This is a genomic window from Dactylosporangium sp. NPDC051484 (assembly GCF_040689395.1).
GTDB lineage: Bacteria > Actinomycetota > Actinomycetes > Mycobacteriales > Micromonosporaceae > Dactylosporangium.
The window spans coordinates 40,141-56,067 of the sequence record NZ_JBFAZX010000012.1 but is presented as its reverse complement, the minus strand read 5'-3'; the positions used below and the strand labels follow the sequence as shown (position 1 = coordinate 56,067).

Genomic DNA, 15,927 nt, shown 5'->3' with positions numbered 1-15,927 from the left:
ATCACACACGGCTTTCGGAGGTGCCCGATGCCCAACATCCTTATTCGCGATCTGAGCCAAGAAGCCGTCGACCGCATCGACGCCGCAGCCGCCAACCTCGGCCTGTCGCGCAACGAGTACCTGCGCCGCAAGTTCGAGGAGAACGCTGGCCCAGCCCGCGATCGGAAGGTGACCGCCGAGGACTGGCAACGATCCGCCGAGGTCTTCGCGGACCTGGCCGACCCCACCGTGATGGACGCCGCATGGCGGTGACAAGTTGGCTGATCGACAAGTCCGCGTACGTGCGGCTCCAGTCCGGCCAAGCGGCAAACCGCGACGAGTGGAGCGCACGCATCAGCCGTGGACTGGTTCGGCTCTCCACGATCACCAGGCTCGAACTCGGCTACTCAGCACGCTCCGGAGACACCGGGCGCCGACAGTTCGATCTACCGCCGTTGTCCTTGATGCCGATCGAGCACCTGACACCCGCCATCGAGGACAGGGCGTTCCAGGTACAGATGCTCCTGGCTGACCGTGGTCAGCATCGCGCCCCATCGATTCCCGACCTACTGATCGCGGCGACCGCCGAGAAGGCAGGACTGACCGTCCTCGCCGTCGACAAGGACTTCAACCTCATCGCCACACTCACGGGCCAACCCGTCGAAACCCTGGATGGCTGAGCGCGGCCCCGGCCCACCACCTCCATGATCACCGATGCGGCCTCACCCGCTTCCACAGCCTCCGCAGCGTCCACTCGCCCAAGGGACCTCCTGCTCAGAGCCGCGCTGTTCGACTACGAAATCAGGAGCAATGCTCGAAACCTGTGGATGAGCGTCGGGAGGCGTACCCTCCCGGCGAGTCCGTAGTCCAGGGAATCGAGTGTGCCCGCGCGCCAACGCGGGTCGGGAAGGTACGCCTGTGCTCACCGTAGTCAACCCCGATGACACCGCGCCAGCCACCACGCCAGCCTTCACGGCGGGTGCTGTGCCGGTCCCGGGCACGGTCGACGGGTCGTTGATCGACGAGATCGTGCGTGACGGCGCCCGGCGGATGCTGACCGCGGCGTTGGAGGCCGAGGTGGCCGCCTACATCGCCGCCCACGCCGGCGAGTTGGACGAGCGGGGCCGGCGCCTGGTCGTGCGCAACGGTCACGCTCAGCCGCGTCAGGTGCTCACCTCGGCCGGGGCGGTGGAGGTGGTCGCGCCGCGGGTCAACGACAAGCGCACCGATGAGGTCACCGGCGAACGTCGGCGGTTCTCCTCGGCGATCCTGCCGGCGTGGTGCCGCAAGTCACCGAAGATCACCGAAGTGTTGCCGCTGTTGTACCTGCACGGACTGTCCTCGAAGGACTTCGTCCCGGCGCTGGAGGGATTCCTGGGCACCGGATCCGGCCTGTCCGCGGCGGTGGTGACGCGGTTGACCGTGCAGTGGCAGGACGAGGCCCGCGTGTTCAGCGACCGCGACCTGTCCACTGTGGACTACGTGTATCTGTGGGCCGACGGCGTGCACCTGAACGTGCGCCTGGACGAGGAGAAGCTGTGCCTGCTCGTCATGATCGGCGTGCGTGTCGACGGCACCAAGGAACTCGTCGCCCTGGCCGAGGGCTACCGGGAATCGACCGGGTCGTGGGCCGACCTGCTGCGCGACTGCAAGCGGCGCGGGATGCGCGCCCCGGTCCTGGCCGTCGGCGACGGCGCGCTGGGGTTCTGGTCGGCGCTGCGCGAGGTGTTCCCCGATACCCGCGAACAGCGCTGCTGGTTCCACGAGATCGGCAACGTGCTCTCCGCACTGCCGAAATCAGCTCACCCAGGCGCGAAACGGGCCCTCGCCGAGATCTGGAACGCCGAGGACCGCGACCACGCCCGCCGCGCCGTCGCAGCGTTCAAACTGGGCTACAGCGCCAAGTTCGGCAAAGCCGTCGCCACGATCACCGACGATCTCGACGAACTCCTCGCGTTCTACGACTTCCCCGCCGAGCACTGGGTGCACCTGCGCACCACGAACCCGATCGAGTCGACCTTCGCCACCGTCCGGCACCGCACCAAGGTCACCAAGGGACCAGGCTCCAAAGCCGCCGGCCTCGCGATGGCGTTCAAACTCATCGAGGCCGCGCAGGCCCGCTGGCGCGCGGTCAACGCACCCCACCTCGTCGCCCTCGTCCGCGCCGGCGCCCGCTTCGAACGCGGCAAGCTCGTCGAACGCCCCGCGCAGGTCGCCGCATGAGTGGTCCAGCCACGGGAACACCACACCACATCGAGATCTGGGTGCCAGATCTCCACCGGGCCATCCACAGCTGGGGATGGCTGCTGCAGCACCTCGGCTACACCACCTTCCAGTCCTGGCCCGCCGGCCGCAGCTGGCGGCTGGGCCCGACCTACATCGTGGTCGAGCAGTCCCCGGACCTCACCGCAGCCGACCACGACCGACGCAGGCCCGGTCTCAACCACCTCGCCTTCCACGTCGAGAGCACCCAACTCCTCGACGCCCTCACCGGGCAAGCCACCCAGCACGGCTGGACCCTCCTGTTCCCCGACCGCCACCCACACGCCGGCGGCCCCGACCACTACGCCGCCTACCTCGAAAACACCGACGGGTTCGAAGTCGAACTCGTCGCCGTCCCCACGCAAAAACGCCGCTGAGTCATCAAGTTCATCCACAACTCTTGACAATTGCTCACCACCACGAAGCCCATCGCTCGGCACAAGGTCCGCAAGCCCGAACCGCCACACCGGACCATTCCTGCCCAGCGTGTGCCAGCCTGATGACCATGTTTACCGAGGTGAAGATCCCACTGGTTTGCACCTACGACAGCGAGGCCAACGCGGCATACATCTACCTTCAGCATCCGGTCGCAGCCGGGACCTGCGAACAGGTCGTGCCGTTCGACCCCGAACACGGCATGTTCAACCTCGACCTCAACGCCGGCGGCCGCATCCTCGGCCTGGAAATTGTCGGTGCCCGTGAGCATCTACCGCCTGCGCTCCTGCAGGCGATACTGAACCACGATCCGAGTCAGACCCAGAGCACCCCATGATCATCTAGCCGGAGCTGTCACGCATCATGTGACGCCGGTCCGTAACGGATCAAGTAGAGCCGGACAGGCGCCTCCAGGTGTCACAGCGTTGTCACGCATGATCACCAACATTTTCCCAGGTCGGGGCATGCTCCGTGACACCTGTGACACCTGTGACGCTCTTGTCGTCAGACCAGATCCATCATGGATGTGATCACGGCATCTGCGGCGCTGAAGGCGGAGACCTTCCACGGGCGGTTCTCATAACCGATCACGCGAACCCCGGCCGCCCGTGCTCCCTGAATGTCGGACAGGGAGTCGCCGGCCAAGACGCAGATCCGGTTCCGCGCCGAGCGCATGAACAGCGGTCTACCGCCACCAACTGCGCCCGGTGCTCCTCAACGGCGCGGTTGCGATGGATCGGATCTTCGCGAGCGACGCGACCGTTTCGGAGTCATAGACGCGCAGGCAACGAAAGAGGCCACATTCCTCAATGGAATGTGGCCTCTGACCTGCGTGGGCGATACTGGGTTTGAACCAGTGACCTCTTCCGTGTCAAGGAAGCGCGCTCCCACTGCGCCAATCGCCCTCTAAGGTGCCACACTTGTGGTGTGGCAACTTCGAGGTGGGAACGGGATTTGAACCCGTGTACACGGCTTTGCAGGCCGTTGCCTCGCCTCTCGGCCACCCCACCGTGGTGACTCCCGAGCGGACGACGGGATTCGAACCCGCGACCCTCACCTTGGCAAGGTGATGCGCTACCAGCTGCGCTACGTCCGCACCGCCATCTCGTACCTGGCGACGGTTGGAAACTCTAGCCGACCGCCATCCCCCATGCCAAACCGGTATCCGGGTTCGGCGCGTCGAGGTGGGATGACCTGCGATTTCACGTCGGTGAGGCGGCCAGGTCGGCGCAGCCGCGCAACCCGGAGTACCGCTGGCTGAGCGTTGCGGCGGCAGAACCGGTGAGCAGCACGGGCTGGCCGGTGCCGGAGACGACGGCCGGCAGGAACTCGGTCTTCACCACGGACCTGGAGCGGACCGTGAGACGCAGCACGCCCGTCTCGGTGCTCTTGGACGTGCCGTACCACAGGAAGTTTCCCATCCCGTACGCCACGAACGTGTCGCCCAGCCAGCCGGAGCCCTGCAGGGTGTGCGCGTGCGCGCCGACGATGATGTCGGCGCCGGCGCGGGACAGCTGGGCGGCGAAGGTCTTCTGCTCGGCGTTGGCGCAGCTGTTGCCCTCCTCGCCCCAGTGGTTGAAGACGATCACGAGGTCGGCGTGGGCGCGAGCGGCGGTGACGGCGGCGGTCGCACGGTTGGTGTCGAAGGCCATGGCGATGCCCGGCTTGTCGGGGCCGGGGGCCCAGGTGGAGGCGAGCTCGTGGACCTGACTGAAGCCGAGCAACGCGATTCTGACGCCCTTGATCGTGGTGTACCAGGGGGCGTAGGCGTCGTCGGCGGTGCGTCCGGCGCCGACGTACGGGTAGTCGGCGGCATGCAGCGCGTCGAGCGTGTCGAGCAGGCCGACGCGGCCGTAGTCGAGGGTGTGGTTGTTCGCGATCGTCACGGCGTCGATCCCGGCCGCCTTCAAGGCGTCGATCGCCTTCGGCTCGGTGCGGAAGCGGTACGTCTTCGGCTCCGGCGTGCCCCGCGACGTGATCGCGGTCTCGAGGTTCACGACGGTGAGGTCGGCGTCGGACAGGGTGGACGCAATCGGGCCGAACGCGGTCGCCGGGTTCTTCAGCAGCGTCGCGGTGCGTTCCATGAAGTGCACGTCGCCGGCGAAGGCCAGCCGCAGCTCGGCCGGCTGCGCGGCGGCGGACGCGGCGGAAGGCTGGCCGGACCGGCCAGAGTGGGCGGCGGGGTTCGACGTGGACGGCGTCGCGGGGTGCGGCGCGCCGCACCCCGCGAGCAGCAGGACGATCGCGAGCACACGCACCTTCACGGGCGTCACGCTAACGGGCGAGGCCCCGCCGGGGAGCCCCGTGGCCGAATGCGCTAACATAATTGCTCAGTGCGGACGTAGCGCAGCTGGTAGCGCATCACCTTGCCAAGGTGAGGGTCGCGGGTTCGAATCCCGTCGTCCGCTCTTTATTTGAAATTCTTTCCCGTGGTCGCACTTGCGGGAATCGAAACGGCCGATTCGCTAAAGCTGCTCCACGTGGACGTCGAGCTGGCCCGGCCGAAGTTCCTCGACGCGATGGCCTAGCTCGCGCAGCGTCTCCGTGAGCCGCACCGCGGTGCGCGGCCGGGCGCCACAGGTGAGCAGCGCACGCACGATGCGGCCCTTGGTGGCCTTGTTGAAGTGGCTGACGACCTTCCCGCCGTGCAGCACCCGGACGGTGACCGCGTTGCGCGGCGCCCACATGGCCGCGTACGCCGACGAGCGCAGGTCCAGCACGAGCTCGTCGCCGGCGAGCTCGTCGAGCGGCGCGGCGAGCGCCCGCCGCCAGTGCGCCGCGAGCGGCCCGACCGAGGGCAGCCGGACGCCGATCGAACACCGGTACGGCGGGATGCGGTCGCCGATTCCCACCACGCCCCAGAGCCCGGAGAACACGAGCAGCTGCCGCGCGGCGCGCCGCTTGGCCGCGGCGTCGAGTGTGCCGAGGCCGAGCGCGTCGTACAGCACGCCGGTGTAGACCTTCCCCGCCGGCACGGCGGGGGCCGTCTCCAGCCGGGCGTTGCGCTCGACCTCGCCGGCCTGCCCGGCGCCGAGCCCGAGCGTCTCGATCGCCCCGGCCGGGTCGGCGCTGAGCTTCACGAGGTCGTCGAGCACGGCCTGCCGGGCCTCCCGCAACACCGGGAGCGTGAGCCGGTCGAGGTCGAGCGGGTTCCCCCGACGCGGGGCGTCGGCCTTCCCCTCAGAGGGCGGCAGCAGGATGAGCACGGCCAGACGCTACCCCGCGCACGACCTGTGCCCGAAGTTGCGGCTGCACGACCACCTCGACGCTCTCCGCGTCGAGCGTCTCGACCGTGCCGTCGGCGCGCCGGATCTCGAGCACGGGGACGCCTCGCTCGATTCCCAGTCCCATCCGCTCGTCGGACGTGGGCATCCGGCTGACGAGCCGGCTGCCGGCCTCGAGCGCGAACCGCCGCCGTTCGGGTCGCCGCCGCACCCGGGCCGGCCGCCCGCGCTGCGTGGTGACCAGCCCCTCCTCCCGCAGAATCGCCAGCGCCCGCCGAATCGTCATGAGGCTGACGGCGTGCAGTTCGAGGAGCACCGCCTCGGACGGCAGCACCTGCCCCTCGACGTACTCCCCGAGCGCGATCTGTTCCCGCAGCGCATCCGCAACCTGCAGATACTGCGCCTTGCACGGCTCCACCAAGGCCAGTCTTCTCAGCATGACGGTAAATATAGCCTACTGGCCGTATGGCCCTAATAGCTATTTACCAGGGAACATGCCTGAAGTCTCAGAACGTGGTGCGCCTCGCGCCGACAGGCGACGCAGTGACCCCGAGCTCGTGGCGAGCCGATGCCGGAAGAGCTCGACGAGCCGGTTGGCAGGCGCCGCCGCACGTCTGGGGCATAGAGTCGGCCTCATGACCGGTGTGCCGAGTGACCTGCACGAAGCCAACCGCAAACTCATCGCCGAGTTCCGCGCCAGCGGCCGGCGGCTGGAGGGCCGGCCGCTGCTGCTGCTCACCACGACCGGGCGGCGCAGCGGCAAGTCCTACACGACGCCGATGATGTACGTCCGGCTCGACGACCGGCTGCTCGTCATCGCCTCCGCCGCCGGGGCGCCGAAGCATCCCGACTGGTATCGCAACCTCGCCGCCGACCCCGCGGTGACCGTGGAGGCCGACGGGGAGGAGTACCGGGCCACCGCCCGGCCGACGACCGGAGCCGACCGCGAAGCGCTGTTCGCGCGGATCGTCGAGCAGTACCCGTTCCTCGCCGACCACCAGCGCGGCATCGAGCGGCAGATCCCGATCGTCGAGCTGGTCCGTTAGACGGGGCTGATCACGCGCTCGGGCTCGACGTGCTCGCGCGCCGAGCCCTCCGCGGCGCCCTCCTCCCCGCGCCACCAGGCGTCGGACTGGTACACCTCGGGGATCTCGTCCTCCCACGGGTCGAGGCCGAGCCGCTCCATCTCGTCGAACCAGGCGTCCCGGCGCGACTGCGGCAGCCGCCCCCCGCACCACGGGCAGAAGCCGATGACGACCATCGACGTGCCGCCGTCGCGGATCGGCAACCCGTACTCGTCGAACTTCGGCGTGTAGACGACCACCACGTCCGGGTCGTCCCAGGGGTCGTCGTAGTCCGAGGAGGCCGGGCCGGACTGTTCCAGTTGCGCGCGCATGCCGTCGCAGCAGTGTCGTAGCACGGCAGGAGTATGCACCGCTGCCGTCCTGCGCCGGAAAATGGCTGATCAGGTGTCGTCTCGGGGATAGTTCGGGTCGCCCGCCCGGCGATACGCTCCCCGCCATCAGCTCGCACAACGCGTCAGGCCGATGGCACGTATCGGGGATTTCCGGATGAGTGACCCCGAATACCGTGATCAGTGTCAGGCCGGACACCGCAGAGACCATCATCCTGTACGACCCTGAGAGGACCCCAGCATGAGCGACTTCGAGACCGGCGACACCGGCACCGACTACGGCCACTACGAGGCGGGGCAGCAGAGCAGCGAGCTCGACCAGCTGCACCAGGCTCAGGGCTCCGAGGCTGACTACAACAGCCAGTTCGGGGTGTACGAGCAGGATCACCACGCGGCGGAGTCGACCGACTTCTCGACGGGTCGCCACGTCGAGTTCGACCAGCCGGGCGGGGTGCACTACGAGTCGACCGACTTCACCAACTACAGCCACAGCGCCGAGGTCGACGACCACGTCTTCGCCGCCGAAGGCAGCGAGAACTCGCACCAGGCGGCCTTCTCCGAGCTCGACGCCCTGCAGCAGAAGCTCGGCACCGCGTTCGCGCAGGGCACCGAGTTCCGCAGCGGCATCACGGGTGCCGGCGGTGCCGGCGAGCTCGGCCCGGCCAGCGGCTGAGCCGTTTCGCACCACTCGCTTGGACCGGGGCCGGTCGGCGCGCACAGTGCGCCGGCCGGCCCCGACACCTACATGTCTGTCGAGCGGCTCAGCGGCTCCCACTTACTCAGCTCGTCGCGCACCCATTCGTGATGCGCCCGGATGGCATCCACCGCATCCGGACCCAGCGCCAGCCGGAACGGCGCATCGGCGGCGTCCAGCATCGTCAGGATCGCGGCGTGACCCGCCTGGCCGCGTCGGCGCGGACGCTGCGCGACACCGGCGTGGTGTTCGTGCCGATCGCGGGCGACACGACCGATACGGTGGCCGCCTGGCGGACCGCGCAACCGGCCACCGAGCGCCTGGTCGCCCTCCTGGCCGAGATGGCCGGCCACACGGACCTCACCGCGGCCGGTTGAGGGCCTCCTGGCCGGCTGGGCGGGCCACGATGCTTCGCCCAGGCCTCGGCGGCCGCTAGCCGGTGCCGTACTCGTCGTAGCCCGCGAGCAGGTGCGCGCGGGTGCCGGCCAGGTGCGGCTCGATGTCGCCGACGCGGGCCAGGATGAGCTCGGCCAGGGCCGGCCCCGCGGCCCGCAGCAGCAGGCCGGGCACCTCGTCGAGGATCGCCAGCCAGCCGCGCCCGTCCGCCTCGCCGAGCGGCTCGTCGGGCCAGTGGGAGAGCGGGCGGGGCACGCCGTCGACGGGAATCTCGACCCGCCGCGGTGCCGGCGTCGACGCGGCGCGCAGGGCAAGCCCGGCGGCGCGCCGGACGCCCGGGGTCTCCCCCATGGCGGCCAACCGCAGGTCGATCAGCAGCGGCATCGGCGGGCCCGCGGTCGTGATCATCTCGACCCAGGGGCCGCCGGCGGGGTCGCCGAACAGCAGCCCGGCGTGCGCGAGCCGCTCGTCCTCCCAGCCCCACGCGCCGATGCGGCAGGGGCCGTTCCACCCGGCCGGCCCGTACAGCGGCAGCGCCGACGCACTGGCGCGGATGCGGTTCGCCTGCTGGTCGATCAGCGCGGTGAACTCGATCCGGTTGAGTCGCCCGCCGAATCGCATGCGTCTGATCGTGCCGCATCAACCACCCGCGCAGGACGCCCCGCATCCCTCGGCGCGACCCCCGTCGTGTCGCGCCTCGCGGATCAGATGACCTCTTCGATCTTCGCGGTCGCCACGTCGAAGATGAAGCCGCGCACGTCCTCACGGTGCGGCAGCCACGCGCACTCGCGCACGGTGCGGATCGAGCCCCGCATGGTGTCGTGCAGGTCGACGAAGCCGGGCACGTCCCAGCCGGGCGCGATGCCGGACTCCGCCGTCAGCTCGCCGCGGAACTCCGGGTCGTCGAAGCCCTCCATGCCGCACTCCGTGTGGTGGATGAGCACCACCTCGCGGGTGCCGAGCTTGCGCTGACTGATCGCGAGGGAGCGCAGCACCTCCTCGGTCGGCAGGCCGCCGGCGTTGCGGATCAGGTGCGCGTCGCCGATCTCCAGGCCCAGCGCACCGAACAGGTCCAGCCGCGAGTCCATGCACGCGACGACGGCGAGGCGCAGCTTCGGGCGCAGCGGGCGCGGCCCGGGGAACGTCTCGGTGTACCGCTCATTCGCGTGGATCAGGTGGTCGATGGTGGACATAACCGAAGTGAATCAGATCCGTCACCGGGACGGTTGATGTGTTGGTCACACGAGTCCAATCTCACCCACCCGTTAAAGTCTCTGCGTGGCGGATTGGGATGTGGCGATCGTCGGTGGCGGCCCAGCCGGTCTGTCGGCCGCGTACGAGTCTGCGCGCCGCGGTGCGCGCACGCTCGTCCTGGAGAAGGCCGTGCACCCGCGGTACAAGACCTGTGGTGGCGGTTTGATCGGCTTCACGGCGGGTGCGGTCGCCGACCGGATCACGATCCCCGCCGACGACCACATCGAGCGCGCCGAGTTCACCCACGACGGGCGCGCCGCCTTCGCCCGCACCGCGCGCCGCAGCCCGCTGCTGACGATGGTGCGCCGCCCCCGCTTCGACGACGCCCTGCGCCTGGCCGCCGAGCGGGCCGGCGCGACGGTACGCCAGGCCACCACCGTCCGCGCCCTGGAGCAGACCGCGGACGGCGTGCGCATCCGGCTCGCCGGCGGCGAGGAGGTGAGCGCCGGGGCGGCGATCGGGGCGGACGGCTCGTCGGGGATCACCGCCCGCCACGTCGGCGTCGAGTACGGCCAGGTCGACCTGGGCCTGGAGGTCGAGTTGCCGATCGACCGGGCGCGGCAGGAGCACTGGCGCGGCCGCCTGCTCATCGACTGGGGTCCGCTGCCCGGCTCGTACGGGTGGGTCTTCCCCAAGGGCGATCTGCTCACCGTCGGTGTCATCGCGGCCCGCGGGGAGGGCGAGCGGACCAAGGCGTACCTGCGCGCGTTCGTCGACCGCCTGGGCCTGTCCGGGATCGAGCCGGTGCACGACTCCGGCCATCTGACCCGGTGCCGCACCGAGTCGTCTCCGCTGCGCAAGGACGGCGTCATCGTGGCCGGCGACGCCGCCGGCCTGCTCGAGCCGTGGACCCGCGAGGGCATCAGCTTCGCGGTGCGCTCGGGCGCCCTGGCCGGCGCGGCGGCCGCGGACGGCGATCTGCCGCGCTACGAGCGCGAGGTCGCGGCGACCCTGGCCCCGCCGATGCGCGCCGGCCACCGCCTGCTGGCCACCTTCGCCCGCCGTCCGGGCGTGTTCCACGCCGTGCTGCGCACGCCGCTGGGCTGGCGGATGTTCGAGCGCTTCTGCCTGGGCGAGACGTCCTTCGAGCGCACGGTGGAGCGTTTCCCGGTGCGGGCGGCGCTGCGCCTGCTCGGCTGATCGCGCGGGCCTGCCGCGTGGGCCTTCAGCGCTACTTGACGACGATGCCGAGCGCCGTTGCGAACGCCGGCGCGAGCTCGATCAGCTGCCGCTCGTCGACGATCGCTCCGCGCAGCGATTCCGCCCCGTCGGCGACGTCGAGCTCCCGGGCGCCGCGCAGGTCCACCTTCGTGCACTTGACCTGCGACAGCCTGGCGTTGCGGATCGCGGTCCCCGGAAACGTGACGTTGGACAGCGACGCGCCCGCGCAGTCCAGCTCGTTGAGCTCGCAGTCCTCGAACACCACGTCGAAGAGTGCCGCCCCGCGCAGGTTGAATGTGTCGATCTTGCAGCGCTGGAAGACGACCCGCCGCAGCCGCGAGCCGTACGCCTGCACCCCGGCGAGCGAACTGTCCAGCATTGACACGTCGAGCCACTCGGCCTCGACGAGCCGAACGCCCAACCACCGGTTCCGGCTGAGCCAGACGTCGCTGAACCGCGCCCGCTCCAGTCCCACGTCAGCCAGCGCCACCCCGGTGAACGCCGACTCGATGAACTTGACGCTGGTCGCCTCGCCGCCGTCGAGCTCGACCCCGTCGAGGTGCACCTCGGTGTAGTTCCCGTCGTGCTCGAGCGGCCCCTCATCGTGCCGCTGCAGGTAAGCGGCGTAGGGAAGCTCTTCCAGCGACTGCGCGACGGGCATGTCCCCACCCTACGGTCCGGCGGTCATGGCCGCGGCGGTGCGGTCGTTGCGCGCGCCATCAGCTCCGGCGTGAAGACCAGCTCGCGATGCCGGTGGCTGGCCGCGCCCTCGGACAGCAGCAGGTCGGCCGCGACCCGCCCCATCTCGCGGATCGGCTGGCGCACGGTGGTCAGCGGCGGCTGTACGTGCGCCGCGAACGGCAGGTCGTCGTATCCGAGCACCGACATGTCGTCGGGCACGCACAGCCCGCGCTCCCGCAGCGCCCGCACGACGGCGACGGCCGCGATGTCGTTCATGCACACCACCGCACTCGGCTGGTCCGTGCAGTGCAGAAGATCCGAAACCGCCGCATCGGTACCGCCGAAGAATCCCTCCTGCGCGATGTGCACCTCGACCGGCGCTTCGAGCCCCGCCTCGGCAAGCGCGCGGCCCAGCCCGGCTCTGCGCTCGCGCACCGGCCCGCCGGCCCAGCTCGCGGACAGAAACGCGATCCGCCGATGCCCAAGCTCGATCAGATGCTCCCCCGCGAGCCGCCCCCCGGCGAAGTGGTCGACCGCGACGGCACACAGGTCGAGCGCGCCGCGCGGGGCGTCGAGCAGCACCACCGGGGTACCCCGCGAGCTGATCGCCCCGACCTCGGCCAGGTTCTCGCCGGTCGGCGTGACGATGATCCCGCGGGGCGACTGCTCCTCCAGCAGCCGCAGGATCCGCAGCTCCTTGTCGGCCTGGACGTCGGTGCTGCACGCGAGGACCAGACACCCGGCCTCGTCCAGGCGATCCTCGATGCCACGATTGAGCTCGGCGTAGAACGGGTTGGCCTGGTCGAGCGTGACGGATCCGACGAGCCTGCTGGGCATCCCGCGCAACTGCCGCGCGGGCCCGCTGCGCACGAACCCGACGCTGGCCATCGCCTCCTCGACCCGCCGCCGGGTGCCTTCGGCGACCACCGCGGGATTGTTGAGCACGTTGGCGACGGTGCTGACCGAGACCTCGGCCGCGCGTGCCACGTCCCGCATGCCACTGCGCCGTACGGCGGACCTGTGCTGCACGGCATCGACCACAGTGCGCACGATACCGCCGCGATCCAAACACCCGCGCCCACGGCCCCGGGTCGTTCACCGCATGGCCCGAACCACGGTCAGGGGCGGGCGCCGCCCTCGCTCAGCAGCCGCGCGACCGGCAGGGTCGCCGCACCGAGGGCGACCGCGTCCACGCCGAGCCGGCCCATCTCGATGGACACCTGCGAGTACGGCTGCCGCAACGCGTGCCGGCGGGCCGACTCGCGCACGCGCGGCAGCAGGCCGGCCAGGGCCACCGCCGCCCAGCCGCCCAGGACGACCAGTTCGGGGTTGAACAGGTTGATCAGGTTCGCCACGCCTGCGCCGAGGTAGTCGGCGGTGTCGTCGAGGACCGCGCGGGCCGCCGGTTCCGCCGAGGCCGCCGCGACCAGGGCGGCGATCTGCGACTCCTCGTCGGCGCCCGGTGCCGCGCGGCCGGCCCGCCCCTGGCGGTAGCGATCCAGGACGCCCTCCGCCCCGACGTACGCCTCCAGGCAGCCGCGCGAGCCGCAGCGGCAGGCGCGGCCGCCGTAGACCAGGGTGGTGTGGCCCCACTCCCCCGCACTGCTGGACGCGCCGCGGTAGGTCGCCCCGTTGGTCACCACGGCCGCGCCGATGCCCGAGCCGACCAGTGCGAACACGGCGTTGCGCCGGCCCCGGCCGGCGCCGAACCACATCTCGGCCTGGCCGAGGGTCTTCGCGCCGTTGTCGATGTGCAGCGCGAGGCCGGTTCCCGCCCGCAGCAGGGCCTCCAGCGGTACCGCGTCCCAGCCCAGCGTCTGCGCGTGCACCACGGCGCCGCCCGGGCACTGCTGCACGATCCCGGACACGCCGACGCCGACACCCAGCACGTGACCGGGCGCGCACCCCGCGGTGACCGTGCGCAGGCCGGCGTGGATGTGCCGCACGACGGCCTCGGGCGACGAGCCGGCCGGGTCGATCGGGTGGTCGACGCTGGCGAGCTGGCTCATGGCGAGGTCGAACAGCTCCACCCGGACCCGCGTCTCGCCGACGTCGACGCCGGCCACCGCGCCGAAGCGCGGCGCGACCCGCAGCATCATGCTCGGCCGGCCGCCCTCGGACTCGAGCGCACCCGCCTCGGCGACCAGGCCGTCCTCGATCAGGTCGCCGACCACGTTGGAGACCGCGGGCTGGCTCAGGCCGGTGCTGCGGCACAGGTCCTGGCGCGTCAGCGGGCCGTCCAGGAACAGCCGGGTGAGCAGCGCCGAGCGGTTGCGCAGCCGTACGCCGCGATTGGTCGCCCGTTCGACCTGCACCGTTACCCCCGCAAGACCCCCGCATCCGAACCGCGTCCGCACCGTGCCAGCCACTCTAAGGCCCAACCCTTGACGCATATAGGGCCGCGCCACTTTAATGACGACATTAATTAAGTCTCGATAGAAAAGGGATCGCCACCGCCCTCCTGTCGAGCGCGCGTCCGCACGCCGGCCGCGCCGCGGGACGCATGTGAGCCTCCCCGCCTCCCGCGACAGGGAATCGCCGTCTCAAGAGGAGAACCGTCCCGTGCTGGATCTGTCCGCACTACCAACCGGCTTCATCTGGGGTGCCGCGACCGCGGCGTACCAGATCGAGGGCGCCGCCGCCGAAGACGGCCGGAAACCGTCCATCTGGGACACGTTCTCCCACACCCCGGGGGCCATCGACAACGACGACACCGGCGACGTGGCCTGCGACCACTATCACCGCTGGCCGGAAGACGTGGCGCTGATGCGCCGGCTCAACCTCGACGCGTACCGGTTCTCGGTGGCCTGGCCACGGGTGCTGCCCGACGGCGCCGGCCAGGTCAACCAGGCCGGCCTGGACTTCTACGACCGGCTCGTCGACGCGCTGCTGGCCCAGGGCATCCGCCCGTTCGTCACGCTGTACCACTGGGACCTGCCCCAGGCTCTGCAGGACGCGGGCGGATGGCCCAACCGGGCCACGGCCGAGGCGTTCGCCGACTACGCGAGCGTCGTGGCCGGGCGCCTCGGCGACCGCGTCGCGGACTGGAACACCGTCAACGAGCCGCTGTGCGTGTCGTGGATCGGCCACCTCGAGGGGCGCATGGCGCCCGGCGAACGCGACCTGACCCGCGCCGTACACACCTCGCACCACGTGCTGCTCGGCCACGGCCTGGCCAACCAGGCGATCCGGGCCTCGGCGCGGCTCGCGCCCAACGTCGGCATCGTGTTCAACCTCAGCCCGATCGAGCCCGGCTCCGACCGGCCCGAGGACGTGGCCGCGGCGGTGCGGGCCGACGGGCACGTCAACCGGTGGTGGCTCGACCCGGTCTTCGGCCGCGGCTACCCGGCCGACATGCTCGAGTGCTACGGCGTGCAGCCGCCGGTCCGGGAGGGCGACCTCGAGCTCATCGCCGCGCCGACCGAGTTCCTCGGCATCAACTACTACTTCCGGCAGATCGTGGTCGACGACCCGGCCGGGCAGGCGCCGTTCGCCCGGCAGATCCCGGTGCCCGGCTCGGTCGAGACGGCGATGCCCTGGGAGGTGTACGCCAGGGGCCTGGAGGACATCCTGGTCTCGGTCGCGCAGACGTACTCCCCGCGCAGCATCCTGGTCACCGAGAACGGCTCGGCGTGGCACGACACGGTCGAGCCCAGCGGCGAGATCCAGGACAAGGAGCGCACCGACTACCTGGACCAGCACGTCGAGGCGGTGCGCAACGCCGTGCTGCGCGGCGCGCCCGTGCACGGGTACTTCGCGTGGTCACTGCTGGACAACTTCGAGTGGGCGTACGGCTACGACAAGCGCTTCGGCCTCATCCGCGTGGACTACGACACCCAGCGCCGCACGATCAAGGCCAGCGGCCACCGCTACGCCGACCTCATCAGCACTCACAAGGCGCTGCACAACCCTGTGATCTAGGCTCAAAAGTAGCGGAAGCCAGGCGAGAAACAGGGGATGCCGACATGACGCAGCAGACCGACAGCTGGGACCCGGATCCGGACGACGAGGGCCAACTGTCCGCGCAGGACACGCTGTCCGACCGCGGGCTCGACGACGCTCTCGACGAGGGGTATTCGCCGCCGGAGAAGCCGCGTGGCCTCAACGCTTTCGGCGTCACCCAGGCGGAGGCGGAGCAGGGTGAGTCGCTGGACCGGCGGCTGCTGCAGGAGGAGCCCGACCCGTCGTCCCGCCTCGACCTGGACGACTACGGCGCGACCACCGAGTCGGACGAGTTCTTCGACCCCGACGAGGTCGGCGACCGCCGGGCCGGCCGGCTCGTCGCGCCCGACGAGGGATACGGCGAGGACGAGGAGAAGGACGAGATCGGCTCGGACGTGGGCATCGACGGCGGTGCGGCCTCGGCCGAGGAGGCCGCCATGCACATCGTCGACGACCGCAACCTGTAGCGGCGGCCGACCGGCGTA

21 protein-coding genes, 4 tRNA genes and 1 pseudogene are annotated in these 15,927 nt (G+C 70.6%); 12 read left to right on the top strand and 14 right to left on the bottom strand.

Annotated elements, in window-relative coordinates; translation table 11 throughout:
* Nucleotides 1-27: 27 nt before the first annotated feature.
* The 5 genes from AB0367_RS20990 (at nt 28) to AB0367_RS20970 (ending at nt 3,013) form a co-directional block, all read left to right on the top strand.
* Nucleotides 28-252 (top strand): hypothetical protein, encoded by a 225-nt coding sequence (locus AB0367_RS20990; protein ID WP_366228031.1) that lies wholly within the window; start codon nt 28-30, stop codon nt 250-252.
* Nucleotides 243-659 carry a PIN domain nuclease gene (locus AB0367_RS20985; RefSeq protein ID WP_366228030.1) on the top strand — a complete coding sequence of 139 codons (417 nt, stop codon included), beginning with the start codon at nt 243-245 and terminating at the stop codon, nt 657-659. The genes AB0367_RS20990 and AB0367_RS20985 overlap by 10 nt, the downstream gene beginning before the upstream one ends.
* 304 nt (nt 660-963) lie before the next feature.
* Nucleotides 964-2,202, top strand: coding sequence for an IS256 family transposase (locus AB0367_RS20980; protein ID WP_366228183.1), 1,239 nt, complete (start codon nt 964-966; stop codon nt 2,200-2,202).
* Nucleotides 2,199-2,618 (top strand): VOC family protein, encoded by a 420-nt coding sequence (locus AB0367_RS20975; RefSeq protein WP_366228029.1) that lies wholly within the window; start codon nt 2,199-2,201, stop codon nt 2,616-2,618. Before AB0367_RS20980 ends, AB0367_RS20975 begins: the two co-directional genes overlap by 4 nt.
* 128 nt (nt 2,619-2,746) lie before the next feature.
* On the top strand, nt 2,747-3,013 hold the full coding sequence (locus tag AB0367_RS20970; RefSeq protein WP_366228028.1) for a DUF2283 domain-containing protein: 267 nt from the start codon (nt 2,747-2,749) through the stop codon (nt 3,011-3,013).
* Between the two features lie 167 nt (nt 3,014-3,180).
* Here the strand turns inward: AB0367_RS20970 and AB0367_RS20965 are convergent.
* From AB0367_RS20965 to AB0367_RS20945, 5 genes and pseudogenes are all read right to left on the bottom strand, one after another.
* Nucleotides 3,181-3,330: pseudogene (locus tag AB0367_RS20965) on the bottom strand (haloacid dehalogenase); the annotation flags it as partial.
* Nucleotides 3,331-3,509: 179 nt separating this feature from the next.
* Nucleotides 3,510-3,581 (bottom strand) — tRNA-Val (locus AB0367_RS20960).
* 34 nt (nt 3,582-3,615) lie between these two features.
* Nucleotides 3,616-3,686 (bottom strand) — tRNA-Cys (locus tag AB0367_RS20955).
* Nucleotides 3,687-3,699: 13 nt separating this feature from the next.
* Nucleotides 3,700-3,772: transfer RNA gene (locus AB0367_RS20950), tRNA-Gly, on the bottom strand.
* Between the two features lie 106 nt (nt 3,773-3,878).
* Nucleotides 3,879-4,940, bottom strand: coding sequence for a CapA family protein (locus tag AB0367_RS20945; protein ID WP_366228027.1), 1,062 nt, complete (start codon nt 4,938-4,940; stop codon nt 3,879-3,881).
* A 71-nt stretch (nt 4,941-5,011) separates the two neighbouring features.
* Between AB0367_RS20945 and AB0367_RS20940 the strand changes: the two genes are divergently transcribed.
* Nucleotides 5,012-5,084 (top strand) — tRNA-Gly (locus tag AB0367_RS20940).
* A 57-nt stretch (nt 5,085-5,141) separates the two neighbouring features.
* Here AB0367_RS20940 and yaaA read toward each other — a convergent pair.
* Together yaaA and AB0367_RS20930 are read right to left on the bottom strand one after the other, a co-directional pair.
* Nucleotides 5,142-5,882, bottom strand: a complete 741-nt coding sequence (gene yaaA / locus AB0367_RS20935) for a peroxide stress protein YaaA (RefSeq protein WP_366228026.1) — start codon at nt 5,880-5,882, stop codon at nt 5,142-5,144.
* Nucleotides 5,857-6,339, bottom strand: coding sequence for a GntR family transcriptional regulator (locus AB0367_RS20930; protein WP_366228025.1), 483 nt, complete (start codon nt 6,337-6,339; stop codon nt 5,857-5,859). The genes yaaA and AB0367_RS20930 overlap by 26 nt, the downstream gene beginning before the upstream one ends.
* 196 nt (nt 6,340-6,535) lie before the next feature.
* On the opposite strand from AB0367_RS20930, the gene AB0367_RS20925 reads away from it, so the two are divergent.
* On the top strand, nt 6,536-6,946 hold the full coding sequence (locus AB0367_RS20925) for a nitroreductase family deazaflavin-dependent oxidoreductase (RefSeq protein ID WP_366228024.1): 411 nt from the start codon (nt 6,536-6,538) through the stop codon (nt 6,944-6,946).
* Here AB0367_RS20925 and AB0367_RS20920 read toward each other — a convergent pair.
* Entirely contained in the window at nt 6,943-7,296 is a 354-nt protein-coding gene (locus tag AB0367_RS20920) for a hypothetical protein (RefSeq protein WP_366228023.1), read from the bottom strand. The genes AB0367_RS20925 and AB0367_RS20920 overlap by 4 nt on opposite strands.
* Before the next feature lie 259 nt (nt 7,297-7,555).
* Here AB0367_RS20920 and AB0367_RS20915 point away from each other — a divergent pair, with 259 nt between their 5' ends.
* Nucleotides 7,556-7,987 (top strand): hypothetical protein, encoded by a 432-nt coding sequence (locus AB0367_RS20915; RefSeq protein WP_366228022.1) that lies wholly within the window; start codon nt 7,556-7,558, stop codon nt 7,985-7,987.
* A gap of 68 nt (nt 7,988-8,055) precedes the next feature.
* On the opposite strand, the gene AB0367_RS20910 is transcribed toward AB0367_RS20915, so the two are convergent.
* Nucleotides 8,056-8,190 (bottom strand): hypothetical protein, encoded by a 135-nt coding sequence (locus tag AB0367_RS20910; RefSeq protein WP_366228021.1) that lies wholly within the window; start codon nt 8,188-8,190, stop codon nt 8,056-8,058.
* Nucleotides 8,191-8,205: 15 nt separating this feature from the next.
* Here AB0367_RS20910 and AB0367_RS20905 point away from each other — a divergent pair, with 15 nt between their 5' ends.
* Nucleotides 8,206-8,385: a hypothetical protein gene (locus AB0367_RS20905; RefSeq protein ID WP_366228020.1), complete on the top strand. Its 180-nt coding sequence runs from the start codon at nt 8,206-8,208 to the stop codon at nt 8,383-8,385.
* A 55-nt stretch (nt 8,386-8,440) separates the two neighbouring features.
* On the opposite strand, the gene AB0367_RS20900 is transcribed toward AB0367_RS20905, so the two are convergent.
* Entirely contained in the window at nt 8,441-9,025 is a 585-nt protein-coding gene (locus AB0367_RS20900; RefSeq protein ID WP_366228019.1) for a hypothetical protein, read from the bottom strand.
* Nucleotides 9,026-9,108: 83 nt separating this feature from the next.
* Nucleotides 9,109-9,597 carry a carbonic anhydrase gene (locus AB0367_RS20895; protein WP_366228018.1) on the bottom strand — a complete coding sequence of 163 codons (489 nt, stop codon included), beginning with the start codon at nt 9,595-9,597 and terminating at the stop codon, nt 9,109-9,111.
* An 85-nt stretch (nt 9,598-9,682) separates the two neighbouring features.
* Between AB0367_RS20895 and AB0367_RS20890 the strand changes: the two genes are divergently transcribed.
* On the top strand, nt 9,683-10,798 hold the full coding sequence (locus AB0367_RS20890) for a geranylgeranyl reductase family protein (RefSeq protein WP_366228017.1): 1,116 nt from the start codon (nt 9,683-9,685) through the stop codon (nt 10,796-10,798).
* Nucleotides 10,799-10,829: 31 nt separating this feature from the next.
* Here AB0367_RS20890 and AB0367_RS20885 read toward each other — a convergent pair whose 3' ends face one another.
* The 3 genes from AB0367_RS20885 to AB0367_RS20875 all read right to left on the bottom strand — a co-directional run bounded on the left by AB0367_RS20885 (nt 10,830) and on the right by AB0367_RS20875 (nt 13,815).
* Nucleotides 10,830-11,480, bottom strand: a complete 651-nt coding sequence (locus tag AB0367_RS20885) for a pentapeptide repeat-containing protein (protein ID WP_366228016.1) — start codon at nt 11,478-11,480, stop codon at nt 10,830-10,832.
* Between the two features lie 23 nt (nt 11,481-11,503).
* The gene (locus AB0367_RS20880) at nt 11,504-12,496 is read right to left on the bottom strand and encodes a LacI family DNA-binding transcriptional regulator (RefSeq protein ID WP_366228015.1); all 993 of its coding nucleotides are present in this window, start codon (nt 12,494-12,496) and stop codon (nt 11,504-11,506) included.
* Nucleotides 12,497-12,618: 122 nt separating this feature from the next.
* Nucleotides 12,619-13,815, bottom strand: a complete 1,197-nt coding sequence (locus tag AB0367_RS20875) for an ROK family transcriptional regulator (RefSeq protein ID WP_366228014.1) — start codon at nt 13,813-13,815, stop codon at nt 12,619-12,621.
* 247 nt (nt 13,816-14,062) lie between these two features.
* Here AB0367_RS20875 and AB0367_RS20870 point away from each other — a divergent pair, with 247 nt between their 5' ends.
* Both AB0367_RS20870 and AB0367_RS20865 read left to right on the top strand, forming a co-directional pair.
* Complete coding sequence (locus AB0367_RS20870) at nt 14,063-15,421, top strand: GH1 family beta-glucosidase (protein WP_366228013.1); 1,359 nt, start codon at nt 14,063-14,065, stop codon at nt 15,419-15,421.
* 44 nt (nt 15,422-15,465) lie between these two features.
* Nucleotides 15,466-15,909, top strand: coding sequence for a DUF5709 domain-containing protein (locus AB0367_RS20865; RefSeq protein ID WP_366228012.1), 444 nt, complete (start codon nt 15,466-15,468; stop codon nt 15,907-15,909).
* Nucleotides 15,910-15,927 lie beyond the last annotated feature (18 nt).